Below are 16144 nucleotides of genomic sequence, written 5' to 3'. Positions count from 1 at the left end.
AGGTAAGGCTAGCCATCATTCGGAACGGGCGCTCACATCGTCCAGCGCTGCCGCGATCGCTCGCGGCAACTCGAGTGTCTCGGCGGCCAGCACACCGGTGAGCTGACCGATATCGCGGGCACCGACGATCATGCTCGTGATGCCCGGCCGATCACGGATCCAGGCCAGCGCCACCGCCAGCGGCGACGTGCCGAGCCCGTCGGCGGCGGTGACCAGCGCGTCGACCACCCTGGTCGCGCGATCGTCGTCGAGCCTGCGCCGGATCTCGGCCGCGGTCGCCTCGTCGGCACCCCGCGAATCCGCGGGGACACCGTCGCGATACTTGCCGGTCAGGATCCCACCCGCCAGCGGCGCCGACGCGATGACGCCCACCCCGTGGTGGCGGGCGGCGGGAATCACATCGTTCTCGGTGCCACGCGCGAGCAGCGAATACGGCGTCTGCGCGGCGCTGATCGGCGCGATCGCGGCCAGACTCGCCAACTGCCACGCCGCGAAACCACGCACCCCCGCGTACCGGGTGCGTCCGGTACGCACCGCGGTCTCGAGGGTTGCCGCGACCTCATCGAGCGGGGTGTACGGATCCCAGGCGGCGATGCTCCAGATGTCGAGATGGTCGGTGCCCAGTTCGAGCAGGGTCCGATCGAGTTGTTTGAGCAGCGTGCGCCGCGACGCGTCGACCACCGGACCCACCGCCGCGGGCGCGGGCACCGAGTCGCCGACCCCGGCGCCGGGCGCGTGCATCACCACACCCGCGCTTCCGCTGAGCACCAATTCGTCACGCGACACCAGGTCGCCGAGCAGGTCCGCCAGGATCCGCTGCGCCACCCCCTCGCCGTAGACGGGCGAGAGGTCGACGAGCGTGCCACCGGCCTCGGTGAACGCCGCCAACTGCACCGATGCCTCATCGGCATCGGTATGTGTCCCCCAGGTATGGGTCGCCAACCCGATTCGCGACACCCGAAGTCCGCTGCGTCCCACCGTTCGCTGTTCCATCACCGCGCCCGCGCATTCGTCACGGCGACAGCCTAATGCGCGCACCACCACTGCCTCGCTCGGCGACCCGTGCCACGGCGCGGCAGAACTCGATCTCGGTGATGGGAGGGCGACGACCGACCGCGACGACGGGTAGGGTCGCTGCGAGATCGTGGCGGTCACAGCCGCAGGTGCAGGAAAAGCCCAGGAGGACGCCGTCTTTCGGGCGCGAGTCAGCAGGAGGACGTGTTGGGCGAGTCGATGACCTGGTTCCAGGCATTGGTACTCGGATTGGTGCAGGGACTCACCGAGTTCCTGCCGATCTCCTCCTCCGGACACCTTCGGATCGTCTCGGGCGTGTTCTTCGGCGACGACGCGGGTGCCTCGTTCACCGCTGTCACTCAACTCGGCACCGAACTCGCGGTCCTGGTGTACTTCGCCAAAGACATCTGGCGCATCCTCGTCGCCTGGTTCACCACCCTCGGCATGCGGTGGCGGGAACGCTCGCAGCGTGAGGTCGCGGTCGGCGATCGGGTGACCACGAAACTGCCGGTGATGGACCGCAGCGCCCGCGAAGCTCATGAACGTGACACCCAGCGCGAACTCGACTATCGCATCGGCTGGTACGTGATCATCGCCACGATCCCGATCGGTGTGTTGGGGTATCTGTTCAAGGACGAGATCCGCACCGGTGCCCGCAATCTGTGGCTGGTGTCGTTCATGCTGATCGCTTTCGCCCTCGTGATCGCAGCCGGTGAGTACTTCGGTAAGAAAGAACGCCCCATCGAACAGCTCACCACCCGCGACGGCATCGTCATGGGCTTGGCACAGTGCCTGGCGCTGATCCCGGGCGTCTCCCGCTCCGGCGCCACCTCCACCGCGGGTCTGTTCCTCGGCTTGAAGCGTGAGGCGGCTGTGCGGTTCTCCTTCCTGCTGGCGATCCCCGCAGTGACCGCGTCCGGGCTGTTCAGCCTGCCTGACGCGTTCGAACCGGCAGGTGAGGGGCTCAATGCCAGTGGGCCGCAGTTGCTGGTCGCTACCGTGCTGGCGTTCTTCGTCGGGTATGCCTCGGTGGCCTGGCTTTTGAAGTTCGTCGGCAAGCATTCGTTCTACTGGTTCGTCGGGTATCGGATCATCGTCGGCCTCGCTGTGATGGCCCTGCTGGCCGCCGGCGTCGTCTCCGCCACCTGATCCCGACCCCGACCCATGGTTAGGCTGGTCCCATGACGGTGATCCTGCTCCGGCACGGAGTGTCCACCTCCAACACCGCGCGCACCCTCGCGGGCCGCGCCCCCGGTGTCGAACTCACCGAGCGCGGTACCGAACAGGCCGCCGCGGTGGCCGACCGGCTCGCGATGCTGCCGATCGAACACATCGCCAGCTCGCCGCTGCTGCGCTGTCAGCGCACGGTGGCGCCGCTGGCCGAGAAACTCGGTCTCGAACCCGACCACGACGAACGCCTCATCGAGGTCGACTACGGCGACTGGACCGGGCGCCCGATCGCCGAGCTGGTCACCGAACCACTGTGGCGGATCGTGCAGGGTCACGCCTCGGGCGCGGTGTTCCCCGGTGGGGAAGGGCTGGCCCAGGTCCAGCAGCGCGCGGTCGCCGCGATCCGCGACATCGAACGCACGCTGGCCGAGAAAGCGGGCCGGGATGTGCTGTGGGTGGCGTGCGCGCACGGCGACGTCATCAAATCGATCCTTGCCGACGCCCTCGGCCTGCACCTGGACAGTTTTCAGCGGATCGCGGTGGAACCGGCCTCGATCAGCGTCGTCCGCTACAGCCCGCACGGGCCGTCGGTGTGGAAGTTCAACGACACCGGCGCCGATCTTTCCGCGCTGGCCGCGTCCGCACCGACGACACCGACACCTGGTGGAGAGGTACCTGCGGCCGCGAACGCGGATAATGGGAATGCGGGGCACCGCGATTCTCCTTAGAGGAGTGTGTTCGTGAGTGTCGATCAGGGTCACGTATCAGGAGGTGCATGTGTCACGCGCAATCCATGTATTTCGCACCCCCGATCGTTTCGTCGCCGGGACCGTCGGTGAACCGGGCGATCGTTCGTTCTACCTGCAGGCTGTGCAGGAGCCGCTGGTGGTGAGTGTGCTGCTCGAGAAGCAGCAGGTGAAGGTGCTCGCCGACCGGATGGGTCTGCTGCTCGACGAGGTAGCGCGCCGCTTCGGCGCCGAGGTGCCACCCGAAGGTGAGGACGTGCGCGATGTCGCGCCGCTGGTCACCCCCATCGACACCGAATTCCGGGTCGGCACCATGGGTCTGGGCTGGGATTCCGACGCAGGCGCCGTGGTGGTCGAGTTGCTCGCGATCACCGAGACCGAGGTCGACGAATCGGTGGTGCTCGACGACACCGACGAAGGCCCCGACGCGGTGCGGGTTTTCCTGACCCCCATCCAGGCACGCGAGTTCGCGTTGCGGTCGGCGCGGGTGATCGCGGCAGGCCGCCCACCGTGCCCGCTGTGCGGGGAACCGCTGTCCTCGCGGGGGCACATGTGTGTGCGCACCAACGGGTACAAGCGCGGCGAGATCTTCGGCGCTGCCGAGCTCGAAGAGGAGTGATCTTCTGTGCCGGTACTCACCGAAGGTGACCTCGACATCGTCGGCCGGATCGGCGTCGCCAGCAACCTCACACTGGTGTGTGAGATCGCCGCACCCGAACCCGACGGTGCCCCGCTGCGGGTGGTGTACAAGCCGGTGCGTGGTGAACGGCCGCTGTGGGACTTTCCCGACGGCACCCTCGCGGGCCGAGAGGTCGCGTCGTATCTGATCTCCGAACACCTCGGCTGGGGTGTGATCCCCGAAACGGTGCTGCGCGACGGGCCGCTGGGGCCGGGCATGGTGCAGCGCTGGGTCACCTCGGTCGACAACCGCACCGATGCCCGTCAGCGCCTCGACCTGGTCGATCTGTGCACGCCGGGAACCGTGCCCGCGGGATTCTGCGAAGTGCTGCGCGCGCTCGACGAGCAGGGCAACGAGGTCTCGCTCATCCACGCCGACGATCCGCGCCTGCAGCGGATGGCGGTGCTGGATCTGTTGCTCAACAACGCCGATCGCAAAGGTGGGCACGCGCTGGAAGGTGTCGACGGGCAGGTCTACGGCGTCGACCACGGCATCTGTCTGCACGCCGAACCGAAACTGCGCACCGTGCTGTGGGGCTGGGCGGGACGACCGGTGCACGAGTCGCTGATCCCCGACATCACCACCTTCGCCGCGAATCTGCCCGGCGTCGTGGCCGATTCGCTGGCCATCCACATCACCGACGCCGAGATCACCGCTCTGGCCGAACGGGCGAAGGCCTTGCTGGATCACCCGGTGATGCCTGTCCCCAACTCCTCGCGTCCGATCCCCTGGCCCGCATTCTGACAGCAGGTCCGGCGCCGATAAATCGGTCGTGCTCCGCCCGGCCCGGTTGCTACCGTTGCCGCCATGAAGGTCGAATCCCGATTCGCTGCCGCGACCGCACGAGCTCTCAGCTCGCCGGTCGCTGCCGCCTGACCTTCTCTCCCATGCCGGCGACCGGAAACGGTCCGCTGGCGTGCGTCGGTCTTGTCGCTGTTCGTCATGGTGGCCGCTTCCGGTCGATGTCACCTCGATGGAGCAACCACCATGATCACCACAGACCAGACCGTTCGGACCTTCCTCGACTATTTCCGCGAACGCGGGCACGAACTCACACCGGACGGATCACTCATTCCCTCGCCGGGGGATCCGGTGCTGTTCACCACCTCCGGGATGCACCCGTTGACCCCGTATCTGAGGGGTCGGCCCCACCCGCTGGGCCGGCGACTCACCGGCTCACAGCGATGCTTGCGCACCACCGATCTCGACGAAGTCGGTGACGACACCCACCTCACCGTGTTCGAGATGCTCGGATCGTGGTCACTCGGCGACTACAGCGGCCCGCAGAGCCTGCGGTGGGGAGTGGAACTGCTGCGCGACGGCTTCGGTATCGACCCGAACCGGATGCACGTCACGGTGTTCGGCGGTGACGACCACGTCGAGCCCGACCACGAGTCGTGGCGCACCTGGGACGAGCTGGGTCTGCCGGTCGAACCGACCGTCGACGAGAACTGGTGGTCCAACGGCCCGACCGGACTGTGCGGGCCCGACTCCGAGATCTTCGTCTGGACCGGAGACGACACGCCGCAGGGCACACCGATGACCGATGACCGGTGGGTGGAGGTGTGGAATCACGTCATGATGCGCTACCTGCGCCATCCCGACGGCAGCCTCGAACCGATGCGCCGACCCTGCGTCGACACCGGGCTGGGGCTGGAACGGCTGGTGCGAATCCTGCGGAACTCACAGTCCGTCTTCGAGATCGACCTGTTCGAGCCCTGGCTGAACACCCTGCCCCGAATCTGGGGCCCGCTCGATGATCGGTCGCTGCGAGTGCTGTCGGACCATCTGCGATCGAGCATCGTCGTCCTCGGCGACGGGGTCACCCCGTCCCCGTCGGGCCGTGGTCACATCCTGCGGCGTTTGCTCCGCCGCACCCTCACCACGTTGTGGCGCGACGATCCGACCCGCACTCTGTCGGACCTGCCGATCGAGCTGGTGGACCACACCCTCGGGCACTTCCGGCAATCCGTGCGCTCCCAGGACGTGCGCACCCTGCTGGTCGAGGAGGAACACAAATTCGATCTGCTGCTCCGGCGCGGGCGAAAGGTCTTGTCCCACCGTCGTTTCAGCGGACCCTTGACCGACGGCGACTACCATTACCTGCACGACACCCACGGTCTGCCCCGCGATCTCGTGGTGTATCTGACCACCGAATCCGGGGTCGGGTGAGCGGGTTCGGATTCTGGGTCCTTCGTGGCGGTAGCAGGTTTTCGGAAGCGCAAGGCCGGACCGGGTGTGAGGATCGCCGGACAACGATGCGAGGAGAAGAGATGCGACAACATGCTGGTCCGGCTCCGTCGGTTGCGCAGTGGCGCGTGGTCGGGGGAAGCCGATGAGAACCGTCGTGCTGAGTCTTGTCGCGGTGCTGTTCGCGGGGATGGGGTTGTACGCGCTGGCCGCTCCCGCCGCGCTGGCACGTCCGTTCGGGACGACGGTGGCGACGGCGGTGAGCCGGGCCGAGATTCGCGCGGTGTACGGCGGTTTCGGGCTGGCCGTCGCCGGGGTGCTGTTCTGGTCGGCGTTCGGTGCCGACGATCTGCGGTCCGGGGCAGCGCTGACTGTGGGTTTCGCGCTGGCCGGGATGGCGGGCGGTCGCATCATCTCGCGACTGGTCGACAGCGCGACGCGCTTCTATCCGAACTGGTTCTACTGCCTGATCGAGCTCGTGGGCGCCGCGCTCGTGCTCGGTGTCGCCTGACAGATCCGGTCGGACACCTTCCCGTAGTGTCCGAAACGGTGAGGTGGGGGCCGATGAATTTCGAGCGCGAAGGAGGTCTACACGGTATGAGGAAACTGATCTACGGATTCGGCGTGTCAGTCGACGGTTACGTCAACGACCGTGACGGCAGAATCGACTGGACCGACCCCGACGACGAGCTGCACCAGTTCCACAACGACAGATTCCGCGGGCTCGAGGTCGCGGTGAACGGTCGCAGGCTCTACGAGCTGATGGCCGAGTACTGGCCGCACGTGCCCGAGGACGCACCGCCCATCCAGCGCGAGTTCGGCGAACTCTGGACCCGCACACCCAAGGTCGTCTGCTCCCGCACGCTCACCGAGGTCCACTGGAACAGCACCCTGGTCAGCGAGAACGTCGTCGAGGAAGTCCGCAGGATCAAGGCCGAAGGCGACGGCGTCATGGAGGTCGGTGGTGCGAGCCTCGCGTCCGCGCTGATGCCACACGGGCTCATCGACGAGTACCAGCTGTTCGTCTCGCCGATAGTGCTCGGCGGTGGCACACCGATGTTCCCGGCACTGGATCAGCGGATCGGGCTGCGCTTGGTCGAGACGCGGCGCTTCGAAACGGTGATGCTGATGCGCTATCAGGTCGACTGAGGTCCGCGCACCGCGGCTGTAGCTGCGGTTTCTCACGGTGGCCAAGGCTCTGTTGCCTGGTCAGCGCCGGTGCTAGTGTGCTCCAAGCACTTTCGTTATCCCCGTGAGATCTGAGGAAACCTATGTCGACCCGTTCTATCGTCACCGCCTCCGCAGCCGCGTTGCTGCTCACCGGTGCTGCCGCTGCTGTTGCCGCGCCCGCGCAGGCGTTCCCTGCCGGGTGGTGGGCTGAGAAGACCTATGTGTGTTCCTCCACCAACCAGGCCGGCGCGCCGCTGCCCGACGTTACGGTGAAGGCCGGCAACGAGGTTGGTGCGGCGTATTACGCGACCCAGCAGCTCGGCCCGGACGCGGCGCAGATGCAGTGCCGCGAACTGTGATGTGATCATGTTCGGTGTCGCCGCACGTCGGGGAGCGGTGGCACCGAAGTCTCATCCCGCGTGCGAGAGCACGAATTCGCTTACCGCAGCAGACTGATTCAGTAGCGCGTGCCCGACTCCGGGCAGGAGCCGCACCTCGCCTCGGGTGAAGGCGCGGGCGCGTTCGGCGGTGCGTGCGGAGTCGAACAGAGCGTCGCGTTCGCCGACGATTATCAGGACCGGGATGTCCACTTCGCGTAGTTGTTCGTCGCGGAAGATGGGCAGTTTTCCAGGGCGGGGCGAGAAATGGGTGAACGTCAACGCGATGTCGTCGACGATCGGATCCGCTTGCGCCCCATCCAGGCCGAGGCCCAGGCGTGCCATCTCGCGCACGCTGTGCCTGCCGATCATCCGCAGCCCGATCGCCTTCACGAGCCAGCCGTAGCGGTGCTTGCCCAGTCCTCCCGGGCACAGCAGGACCAACGTCGTAACCCGGCCCGGCCTGCGCAGGACGTAATCGAGTGCGGTCCACCCACCCAGCGACATGCCGACCAGTGCCACGGTGTCGAGGCCGAGTCCGTCGATGACCTCGTCGAGCCAGCTCGCGGTCGCATCGCTGTCCAGTGCCAGCCGGGTGGGGACGCTGAAGCCGGGTTCGCCGGGCAGATCCACCGCATACACGCGGAAGCTTCTCGACCAGTCCGCGATGTCGGCGCGCCAGGTGCTCGCGTTGGCTCCTGAGCCGTGCAGCACGACCAGCGGCGGTGCGTCCGCCGGTCCGGAGGCCACGACGAACGTTTCGCCGATGCCGGTGTCGATCCGCAGTTCCTCGCGTGGCACCGGCCAGGCGTCGAGGTGTTCGCGGTAGCGCTGCTCGACGAGCCGTCGGCCTTCGTCGGTTTTGTAGATCATGAGCGCAGGATTCCGTCCAGGTAGTCGAGCAGGCGGGAACTGTCGGCGAGGCTGCCGAGCAGGATCACTTTGAGGCGGTGCCGGGCCGGGTCGTAGCTGGTCTCCACGCGCATCCGCTGACCGCCGCCGCCTCGGGTACCGGCGGTGGCGGTGAGCAGAGTGGTGATCCGGTCGACGGTGGCGCGGTCGATGTCGTCGATCTCGACGATGCAGGAGGACTCGGCGTGTCGACGCGGTGTCGTCTGCGGTGTGGTGATCGGCAGTCCGGTGAAGGTCTCGAGGTCTTCGTGGGTGATGCGGTACTGCTTGCCGATGCGCACGGCGGGGAGTTTGCCGTCGCGCACATAACTGCGCACGGTGCGGACATGCAGTCCGAGCAGTTCGGCGACCTGCTCCACCGAATAGAGACGATCTGTCATGAAACAACCGTAAACGAAGGTACATATAGGGATCAATAGGGATGTTTTGTGAGTTGTGGACTGTGACAATGATCGCGATGGCAACCGTTCGCCCAGGTGGGACCGCACACTGGGCACGACACGCCCGATCCGCCCCGCTACCCCCGTGACCAGCGGATCTGCTCGAGCGCAAACCTTGACGCTCGCGCCGCGACACGTTTGTGTGCAGGTAGCGGGCCGTGCCGCGACGCCGCGAGCAACCCCATGTGCCGGGCCGCGGGCCGAGCACCTCGACAGGGGCTCTACCCTCGAAGACATGCAGTCCTGGTCCGATATCGCCCTGCCGACAGTCCCCGGAACAGGGCCGCCGTTGCGTTTGTACGACACCGCCGACCGTCAGATCCGCCCGGTCACCCCCGGCGAGACCGCGAAGATGTACGTCTGCGGCATCACGCCCTACGACGCCACCCACCTCGGTCACGCCGCCACTTACCTGACGTTCGACCTGGTCAACCGCGTCTGGCGCGACGCGGGCCACGACGTGCACTACGTGCAGAACGTCACCGACGTCGACGACCCGCTGTTCGAACGCGCCGACCGCGACGGTATCGACTGGCGCGACCTCGGCAGCCGCGAGATCGACCTGTTCCGCGAAGACATGGCCGCACTCCAGGTGCTGCCCCCACGCCACTACATCGGTGCCATCGAATCGGTGGAGGAGGTGGTGGAGCTGGTGCAGAAGTTGCTCGCGGCCGGCGCGGCCTACATCGTCGACGATGCCGAGTACCCCGACATCTACTTCCGCACCGACGCCACCGAGCAGTTCGGCTACGAATCCGGCTACGACCGCGCCACCATGGAGACGCTGTTCGCCGAACGCGGCGGCGACCCGGACCGGCCGGGCAAACGCGACACCATCGACGCGCTGCTCTGGCGGGCCGAACGCCCCGGTGAACCGTCGTGGGAGGCGCCTTTCGGCGCCGGCAGGCCCGGCTGGCACATCGAGTGTGCGGCGATCGCGCTCAACCGCATCGGCGCCGAGTTCGACATCCAGGGTGGCGGCTCGGATCTGATGTACCCCCATCACGAGTACTCCGCCGCGCACGCCGAGGCGATCACCGGCGCCCGCCGCTTCGCCCGCCACTACGTGCACGCCGGCCTGATCGGCCTGGACGGCGAGAAGATGTCGAAGTCCCGGGGCAACCTCGTCCTGGTGTCGAAGCTGCGCCGCGCCGGTGTCGATCCCGCCGCGATCCGCCTCGGCCTGCTCGCCGGTCACTACCGCGCCGACCGTATGTGGACCGACGAGGTCCTCACCGCCGCGCAGCACCGCCTCGACCGCTGGCGTGAGGCCGTGTCGCTGACCTCGGGCCCCTCGGCCACCGACACCGTCGCCCGGCTGCGCCGGCACCTGGCCGACGATCTCGACACGCCGAAGGCACTCGACGCGATCGACAACTGGGCCGAACAGGCCATCGCCTACGGCGGCGCCGACACCGAAGCCCCCGCCCTGATCCGCGCCGCCGTCGACGCGCTCCTGGGCGTCAGTCTCTGACACGATCGCAGGTCAGCGCGGCGAGGCCCTTCCTGATGCCGCGGTGACCTGCGCCGACCTGTGACACGCTGCCGGTAGAGTCGCCGGGAAGTGAAGCGCGGGGCGCTGTCGCGTCGTGTGCACGACCGGCGACAGGAGCGGCGATGCCCGACCCGCAGGATCAACCGGCCTCCGCCACCACCGTCCTGCACGTGGGTGGGCAACTGCGCGCCAGCTCCCACGGGAGACTGACCAACGGGCTGCGCCACCGGCCCGGCGTCCTCGCGGTCGACCCCAATCCGGTCGCCCAAACCGCCACTGTCACCTACGACCCCACCCGAACATCCGTCGCCGACCTGCGCACCTGGGTCCGCGACTGTGGCTATCACTGCGCGGGGCGCTCGGTCCCGACCCACGTCTGCGACCCGGCGAGCGAGCCGACCACGCATACACGGCCCGCCCCGCACGGTGCCGAATCCGCCACCGCACCCGAGCAGTCCGCCGATTCCGTGGTCGGCCATGCGCCGCCTGCGATGCCCTCGCACGGCGAGTCCCCGAGTCATCGCGTGCCGAGTCGGGATCAGCCCCACGCCGCGCACGGCGGTGGGCACGAGCACGGCGGGCACGCGTCGATGTCGATGGACGACATGGCTCGCGACATGCGCAACCGATTCCTCGTCGCGCTGGTCTTCTCCACCCTGGTGATGCTCTGGTCGCCGATGGCCACCCACATGCTCGGCCTGCACCTGCCCGTCCCGTTCGGGATGCGCGCCGACATCTGGATGCTCGTCCTGAGCGTGCCGGTGATCTTCTACTCCTCGACGATCTTCTTCACCGGGGCGTGGGCGGCGTTGAAGGCCCACACCCTCGACATGATGGTGCTGGTCTCGGTGGGTATCGGGACGGGATGGCTGTACTCGCTGTATGTGACGTTCACCGGCGGCGGTGAAGTGTTCTACGAGGCCGCCACGATGCTGGCGACATTCGTGCTGCTGGGCCACTGGTTCGAAATGCGGGCGCGCAGCGGCGCCGGCGACGCGGTGACGAGCCTGCTGGATCTGTCGCCGCCGAAAGCCGTTGTGCTGCGCGACGGTCAGGAAGTGCGGGTGCCGACCGCCGACGTGCGGGTGGGTGAGGTGCTGCTGGTGCGGCCCGGCGCGAAGATCGCCGTCGACGGCACCGTGCTGGACGGGTCGAGCGAGGTCGACGAGTCGATGGTGACCGGTGAGAGCATGCCGGTGCCCAAGCAGCCGGGTTCGGCGGTGATCGGCGCGACCATCAACACCACCGGCAGCCTGCGGGTGCAGGCCACCAAGGTCGGGTCCGACACCGCTCTGGCTCAGATCGTCGAATTGGTGCAGCAGGCACAGAATTCGAAGGCCCCGGGTCAGCGGCTGGCCGATCGGGCCGCGTTCTGGCTCACCCTGGTCGCGCTGCTGGGCAGCCTGACCACCCTGGCGGTGTGGTTGCTCGTCGGTGCTTCGCTGAGCACAGCACTGTTGTTCGCGATCACCGTGGTGGTGGTGACCTGCCCGGACGCGCTCGGGCTGGCGACACCCACGGCGATCATGGTCGGCACCGGGCTCGGCGCCGAACGTGGTGTGCTGTTCAAGAACGCGACAGCGCTGGAGGACGCGGCGCGCATCGACGTGGTGGTGCTGGACAAGACCGGCACCCTCACCACGGGCGCACCCGAAGTCACCGACGTGATCACCGCGCCCGGCGTGGACACCGACCGGGTGCTGGCACTGGCCGCGGCGGTGGAACTCGAATCCGAGCACCCCCTCGCCGAGGCCATCGTCGACTACGCGAAAGCCCATGGTGTGGACACCCTTTCGGCCACCGGGTTCCAGAATGTGGCCGGCCGCGGCGCGACGGCCACGGTCGACGGGCTGCACGTGATCGTGGGCAACCGCGGACTGCTCGACGCCGACCACATCGAGCTGGGCGAGTTGGCGAAACACCGTGACGAACTGGCGGCCTCGGGCCACACCGCAGTCCTGGTCGCCGTCGACGGTCACGCGCACGCGGTGATCGCGCTGGCCGACGCCGCACGCTCGACCTCCGCCGACGCCGTGCGGGCACTGCACGACCTCGGTGTCGGCGTGGTCATGCTCACCGGTGACAACGCAGGCACCGCCGAACGCATCGCCCGCGACCTCGGCATCGACACCGTGATCGCCGATGTCCTACCGAAGGACAAGGCCGACCGGATCGCCGATCTGCAACGCACCGGTAAGAAGGTCGCGATGGTCGGCGACGGGGTGAACGACGCGCCCGCCCTGGCCCGTGCCGACCTCGGTATCGCCATCGGCGCAGGCACCGACGTGGCCATCCAAACCGCCGACGTGGTGCTCATGCGCTCGGACCCGTACGCGGTGTCGACGGCCCTGCGTATCGGTCGCGGCACGGTCCACAAGGAACGCCAGAACCTGGGTTGGGCAGTCGGTTACAACGGCATCGCCCTGCCCATCGCGGCCGGTGTCTTCGCCCCGTGGGGTCTGACCATGCGCCCGGAGATCGCCGCGATGGCGATGTCGGGGTCGAGCCTGATCGTCGCTCTCAACGCGTTGCACCTCAAACGGCTGTCGCTGCCCTCCGCGCCCCAGCACCAGTGAGGGCCGCCCACAGCCCAACGTGGGCCCGCGACCTCGCGGACGGGCACCACCGCGCCGGTTGCCCGCAGTGTGCTGCGCTTATACTGTGGGCCACAGCGCAGCTGACCTGCCGTCGATCGGAGAGCGTCACATGGGGTGCTATCAGCGCATCGTCGTGGGAACCAACGGCTCGGAGGCCGCGCAGACGGCGGTAGCGGTGGCGGGGGAGTTCGCGATGCGCCTCGGTGTCGCGGTCACCGCGGTGAGTGTGTGGAAGGACGCGGGGCGCAAGTCGGCCACCGACGCCGAATGGGCCGAAGCCAACACTCGGGCAGCCGCCGAAGCCCTGCTCGAAGCCGGCGTGACCGAGGTCGCCCGCACCGAACTCGACGGCACGGCAGGCGCGTTGCTGCTCGAGATCGCCGAACGTGAACCCGCCACGTTGCTCGTGATCGGCGGCGGCAGCCTGGGCAGTTCCAAGGCGCGACTGCTCGGCTCGACCGCCAATCACGTCTCCCACCACAGTCAGACCGACGTCGTGTTCACCAACAAGGTCCCCAAACGCTGGACCACCATCGGGCTCACCACCGACGGATCGGCGAGTTCGCTGACCGCGGTCCGTCGCGGCTACGAGCTCGCCCTGGCGCTGGGTGCGCGCCCGTTCCTGGTGGCTTCGGCCAAGACCGATGACGACGGTGCCGACATCCTGATCGACGTCGAAGGTCAGATCGCGGTCGAGGACCCGGAACTGTTCGGACGCGACATCCTCACCGGGGTCCCCCCGGCGGAGGCAATCTGCAACTCGGCCTGGAAATACGATCTGGTCGTGATCGGCAACCGTGGAATGAGCGGTCCCGCACGTCTTCTGGGCTCGGTGGCCAACAAGGTAACCCACGACATCGACACCAACTTGCTGCTGGTCAACACCACGCACTGAGTCATCGGCCCTCGCGTGCAGGAGGTGTCGGCCACCCACTGGTGACTCCACGCGTGGTGATTGCCGTTCGAACGGGAGCGCCGAGTCCGGTCTGATCAGGTGTTTGCTCCGGTTTAGCGGGTAACCGCGGAACTTGCCCGGACCGGGGAGTTCGGTCGCCTATGATGACCGTACGCGCGATGTTCGCCACACAACGGAGTGGACGCCGGATGAATGCTGGGATCGAGGCGGCGGGTTTCTTCGGCCTGCTGGACTGGGAGAAGACGACCGGTCTGAGCAAGTTCTGGGTCGACATGATCACCATCCCGATTTTCAGTGCCATGGCCGGTCTGATCACCAATTGGACCGGGGTGATCATGCTGTTCGCGCCGGTGCGGTTCACCGGCTTCTACGTGCCGGGCCTGAAAACGATCTTCCCGCTGTTGCCGCGCAAGGTGCAGATCCTGCCGACCTTCGCCCCCGGTGGCATCCTCGGCTTCCAAGGCTTCATTCCGGCGCGCTCGGAGAAGATGGCGAGCCTGATGGTCGACAACGCGGTCGCCAAGATCGGCACCGCCAAGGACTTCTTCGACCAGATGGATCCGCGCAAGATCTCCGCACAGGTCGCGCTGGTGGCGATGCCGAACGTGCGCTCGATGGTCGACTCGATCATGGTCGCCGAGCATCCGCGCCTGTGGGCCGACATGCCGCCGCGCGCACGCGAAGCCGTCTACACCCGGGTCGAGGCCGAGCTGCCCGCGATCACCGATCGTGCGTTCGACTTCATCGGCGAGAACATCGACCAGCTCCTCGATGTGAAGCTGATGGTCGTGGGCTACCTGCGGCGCAGGCCCGAACTGCTCAAGGACGTGATCTACGGGCTCGGCGCACCGGAATTGCGGTTCATGATCCGCAGTGGGGTGCTGGGATTCCCGTTCGGGGTGATCGTGGCGCTGTGGTTGTCGTTGCTGCACTACAGCACCCCCCACGGTGACACCCCCGCGGTGATCTCACTGCCGGGCTGGCTCTACGAGATCCTGCATTTCCTGCCCGCGTGGGCGTGGGTGCTCGCCGGTGGCGCGACGGTGGGTGTGCTGGTCAACATCATCGCGATCAAGGTGGTGTTCGAGCCCGCCGTGCCGCAGCCGCGCTACCGATATCCGTGGGGGGTCGCGAAATTCGCGAAACGGCAGTACCAGGCGGCGGCGGATCTGGGGCATGCGATCGGGTATCAGATCGTCACCCTCGATGTCGTCACCGAGCAATTGCTCGACGGGCCCAGTGGTGACAAGACGCGCGCGGTCATCGCGCACTTCCTCGAGGCCGAGATCGACCGGATTCTGGGCCCGCTGCGGTCGGTGACCCGGCTCGCGATCGGACCCCGCCATTTCGACGCTATCCAGGCCACCGCGGGCGCGAGCCTGGCTACCGAGATGAAGCCGTGGTTGGTCGAGGACGTGGAGTTCTCTCAGACCACCGCGGCCAGCGTCGACCGGCTCGCCACCGAGAAACTGCGTGAACTGCCGCCCGAGGAGTTCGTCGAAATGCTCTACACCGCCATCGAACAGGACGCGTGGCTGCTGTATCTGCACGGTGGCGTGCTCGGTGCCTTCATCGGCGCGCTGCACCTGCTGATCTTCGGAGTGTGAGCAATGGAGCCCAACCCTGATCGCGAACCCAGGATCCCGACCGATCTGCTCGGTTTGGCGCGGATCGCGGGATTGTCGTTGCGCCACATCGTCGGCACGGTGGCCAAGGGCGCTGTGCACACCGCCACCGATCTGGTCGACGACCTCCGTTCCGGCGAACCGATCTCGCAGATCGTCGACGAACGCGTGGAGCTGTTTCGGCGGGCGGCGTTGAGCGCGCTCGGTCTGACCAGCACCGCCACCGGCGTCTACGGCCCGGTCGAAACCAAGGTCGACGCCGAGGATCTCAAGGCGATGGGCGATGCGATGATCACCGAGGGTTGGGACTCCGCGCAGCAACCGCGTGAGCTGCACCCCTCGTTCGTGCCGATCCTGCACGACCTGACACCCGACGAAGCCCGGATCCTGCGCTTCCTGGCTGTCGCCGGGCCGCAGCCCGCGATCGACATCCGCACCAAGGCGCCGTTCGGGATCGGCTCGCAACGGCTGGCCGACGGCATCAACATGATCGCCGCCATGGCCGGGTGCGCGCTGCCCGACCGCGACCACCACTACCTGGGCAACCTCAGCCGCCTCGGACTGGTCCGCTTCTCCACCGAACCGGTCGCCGACTTTCGCCGCTACGCGTTCCTGGAAGCGCAACCACCGGCGCAGGCGGCCTACAAGTCGGTGAAGATGCGAGCCATCAGCTCCTACCGCAGCATCTACCTGACGGTGTTCGGAAAGCAGTTCTGCGACTCGTGTTTCGTGCTGGGCGACTATACCGGGGGCGGTTGGGCAGGCGATGACCGTGGCGACATCTACCTGGGCAAGGGCCCCCGGCTGCCCTGA

Annotated in this window: 16 protein-coding genes; 13 read left to right on the top strand and 3 right to left on the bottom strand. The window is 67.5% G+C overall.

Annotated elements, in window-relative coordinates:
• Positions 1-15: 15 nt before the first annotated feature.
• Positions 16-993, bottom strand: coding sequence for an aldo/keto reductase (locus ACFQ9R_RS17795; RefSeq protein ID WP_378991833.1), 978 nt, complete (start codon positions 991-993; stop codon positions 16-18).
• Positions 994-1233: 240 nt separating this feature from the next.
• Here ACFQ9R_RS17795 and ACFQ9R_RS17790 point away from each other — a divergent pair, with 240 nt between their 5' ends.
• The 8 genes from ACFQ9R_RS17790 to ACFQ9R_RS17755 all read left to right on the top strand — a co-directional run bounded on the left by ACFQ9R_RS17790 (position 1234) and on the right by ACFQ9R_RS17755 (position 7328).
• Complete coding sequence (locus ACFQ9R_RS17790; protein WP_378992048.1) at positions 1234-2163, top strand: undecaprenyl-diphosphate phosphatase; 930 nt, start codon at positions 1234-1236, stop codon at positions 2161-2163.
• A gap of 32 nt (positions 2164-2195) precedes the next feature.
• On the top strand, positions 2196-2912 hold the full coding sequence (locus tag ACFQ9R_RS17785) for a histidine phosphatase family protein (RefSeq protein WP_378991832.1): 717 nt from the start codon (positions 2196-2198) through the stop codon (positions 2910-2912).
• A 49-nt stretch (positions 2913-2961) separates the two neighbouring features.
• A complete protein-coding gene (locus tag ACFQ9R_RS17780; RefSeq protein ID WP_266288581.1) occupies positions 2962-3549 on the top strand; it encodes a DUF3090 domain-containing protein in 588 nt (195 codons plus the stop codon).
• A gap of 6 nt (positions 3550-3555) precedes the next feature.
• Positions 3556-4353 carry an SCO1664 family protein gene (locus ACFQ9R_RS17775; protein ID WP_378991831.1) on the top strand — a complete coding sequence of 266 codons (798 nt, stop codon included), beginning with the start codon at positions 3556-3558 and terminating at the stop codon, positions 4351-4353.
• Positions 4354-4596: 243 nt separating this feature from the next.
• Positions 4597-5781, top strand: coding sequence for an alanine--tRNA ligase-related protein (locus ACFQ9R_RS17770; protein WP_378991830.1), 1185 nt, complete (start codon positions 4597-4599; stop codon positions 5779-5781).
• Between the two features lie 163 nt (positions 5782-5944).
• Positions 5945-6310: a DUF4345 family protein gene (locus ACFQ9R_RS17765; RefSeq protein WP_378991829.1), complete on the top strand. Its 366-nt coding sequence runs from the start codon at positions 5945-5947 to the stop codon at positions 6308-6310.
• Positions 6311-6396: 86 nt separating this feature from the next.
• Complete coding sequence (locus ACFQ9R_RS17760; RefSeq protein ID WP_378991828.1) at positions 6397-6948, top strand: dihydrofolate reductase family protein; 552 nt, start codon at positions 6397-6399, stop codon at positions 6946-6948.
• 122 nt (positions 6949-7070) lie between these two features.
• The gene (locus ACFQ9R_RS17755; protein ID WP_194828263.1) at positions 7071-7328 is read left to right on the top strand and encodes a hypothetical protein; all 258 of its coding nucleotides are present in this window, start codon (positions 7071-7073) and stop codon (positions 7326-7328) included.
• 51 nt (positions 7329-7379) lie between these two features.
• Here the strand turns inward: ACFQ9R_RS17755 and ACFQ9R_RS17750 are convergent, their stop codons facing one another.
• Positions 7380-8219: an alpha/beta fold hydrolase gene (locus tag ACFQ9R_RS17750; RefSeq protein ID WP_378991827.1), complete on the bottom strand. Its 840-nt coding sequence runs from the start codon at positions 8217-8219 to the stop codon at positions 7380-7382.
• A complete protein-coding gene (locus ACFQ9R_RS17745; RefSeq protein ID WP_378991826.1) occupies positions 8216-8638 on the bottom strand; it encodes a helix-turn-helix domain-containing protein in 423 nt (140 codons plus the stop codon). Before ACFQ9R_RS17745 ends, ACFQ9R_RS17750 begins: the two co-directional genes overlap by 4 nt.
• A gap of 295 nt (positions 8639-8933) precedes the next feature.
• Between ACFQ9R_RS17745 and mshC the strand changes: the two genes are divergently transcribed.
• The 5 genes from mshC (at position 8934) to ACFQ9R_RS17720 (ending at position 16144) form a co-directional block, all read left to right on the top strand.
• A complete protein-coding gene (gene mshC, locus ACFQ9R_RS17740) occupies positions 8934-10172 on the top strand; it encodes a cysteine--1-D-myo-inosityl 2-amino-2-deoxy-alpha-D-glucopyranoside ligase (RefSeq protein WP_378991824.1) in 1239 nt (412 codons plus the stop codon).
• A 143-nt stretch (positions 10173-10315) separates the two neighbouring features.
• A complete protein-coding gene (locus ACFQ9R_RS17735; RefSeq protein WP_378991822.1) occupies positions 10316-12769 on the top strand; it encodes a heavy metal translocating P-type ATPase in 2454 nt (817 codons plus the stop codon).
• A gap of 130 nt (positions 12770-12899) precedes the next feature.
• Positions 12900-13685, top strand: a complete 786-nt coding sequence (locus ACFQ9R_RS17730) for a universal stress protein (protein WP_378991820.1) — start codon at positions 12900-12902, stop codon at positions 13683-13685.
• A gap of 209 nt (positions 13686-13894) precedes the next feature.
• Positions 13895-15313, top strand: a complete 1419-nt coding sequence (locus tag ACFQ9R_RS17725) for a hypothetical protein (RefSeq protein ID WP_378991818.1) — start codon at positions 13895-13897, stop codon at positions 15311-15313.
• A 3-nt stretch (positions 15314-15316) separates the two neighbouring features.
• Positions 15317-16144 (top strand): Abi-alpha family protein, encoded by an 828-nt coding sequence (locus ACFQ9R_RS17720; RefSeq protein WP_378991816.1) that lies wholly within the window; start codon positions 15317-15319, stop codon positions 16142-16144.

The sequence above is a fragment of the Nocardia sp. NPDC056541 genome (genome assembly GCF_042794235.1).
Lineage (GTDB): Bacteria > Actinomycetota > Actinomycetes > Mycobacteriales > Mycobacteriaceae > Nocardia.
The sequence above is the reverse complement of the archived record's forward strand: the minus strand, read 5'-3'. Positions and strand labels throughout refer to the sequence as shown.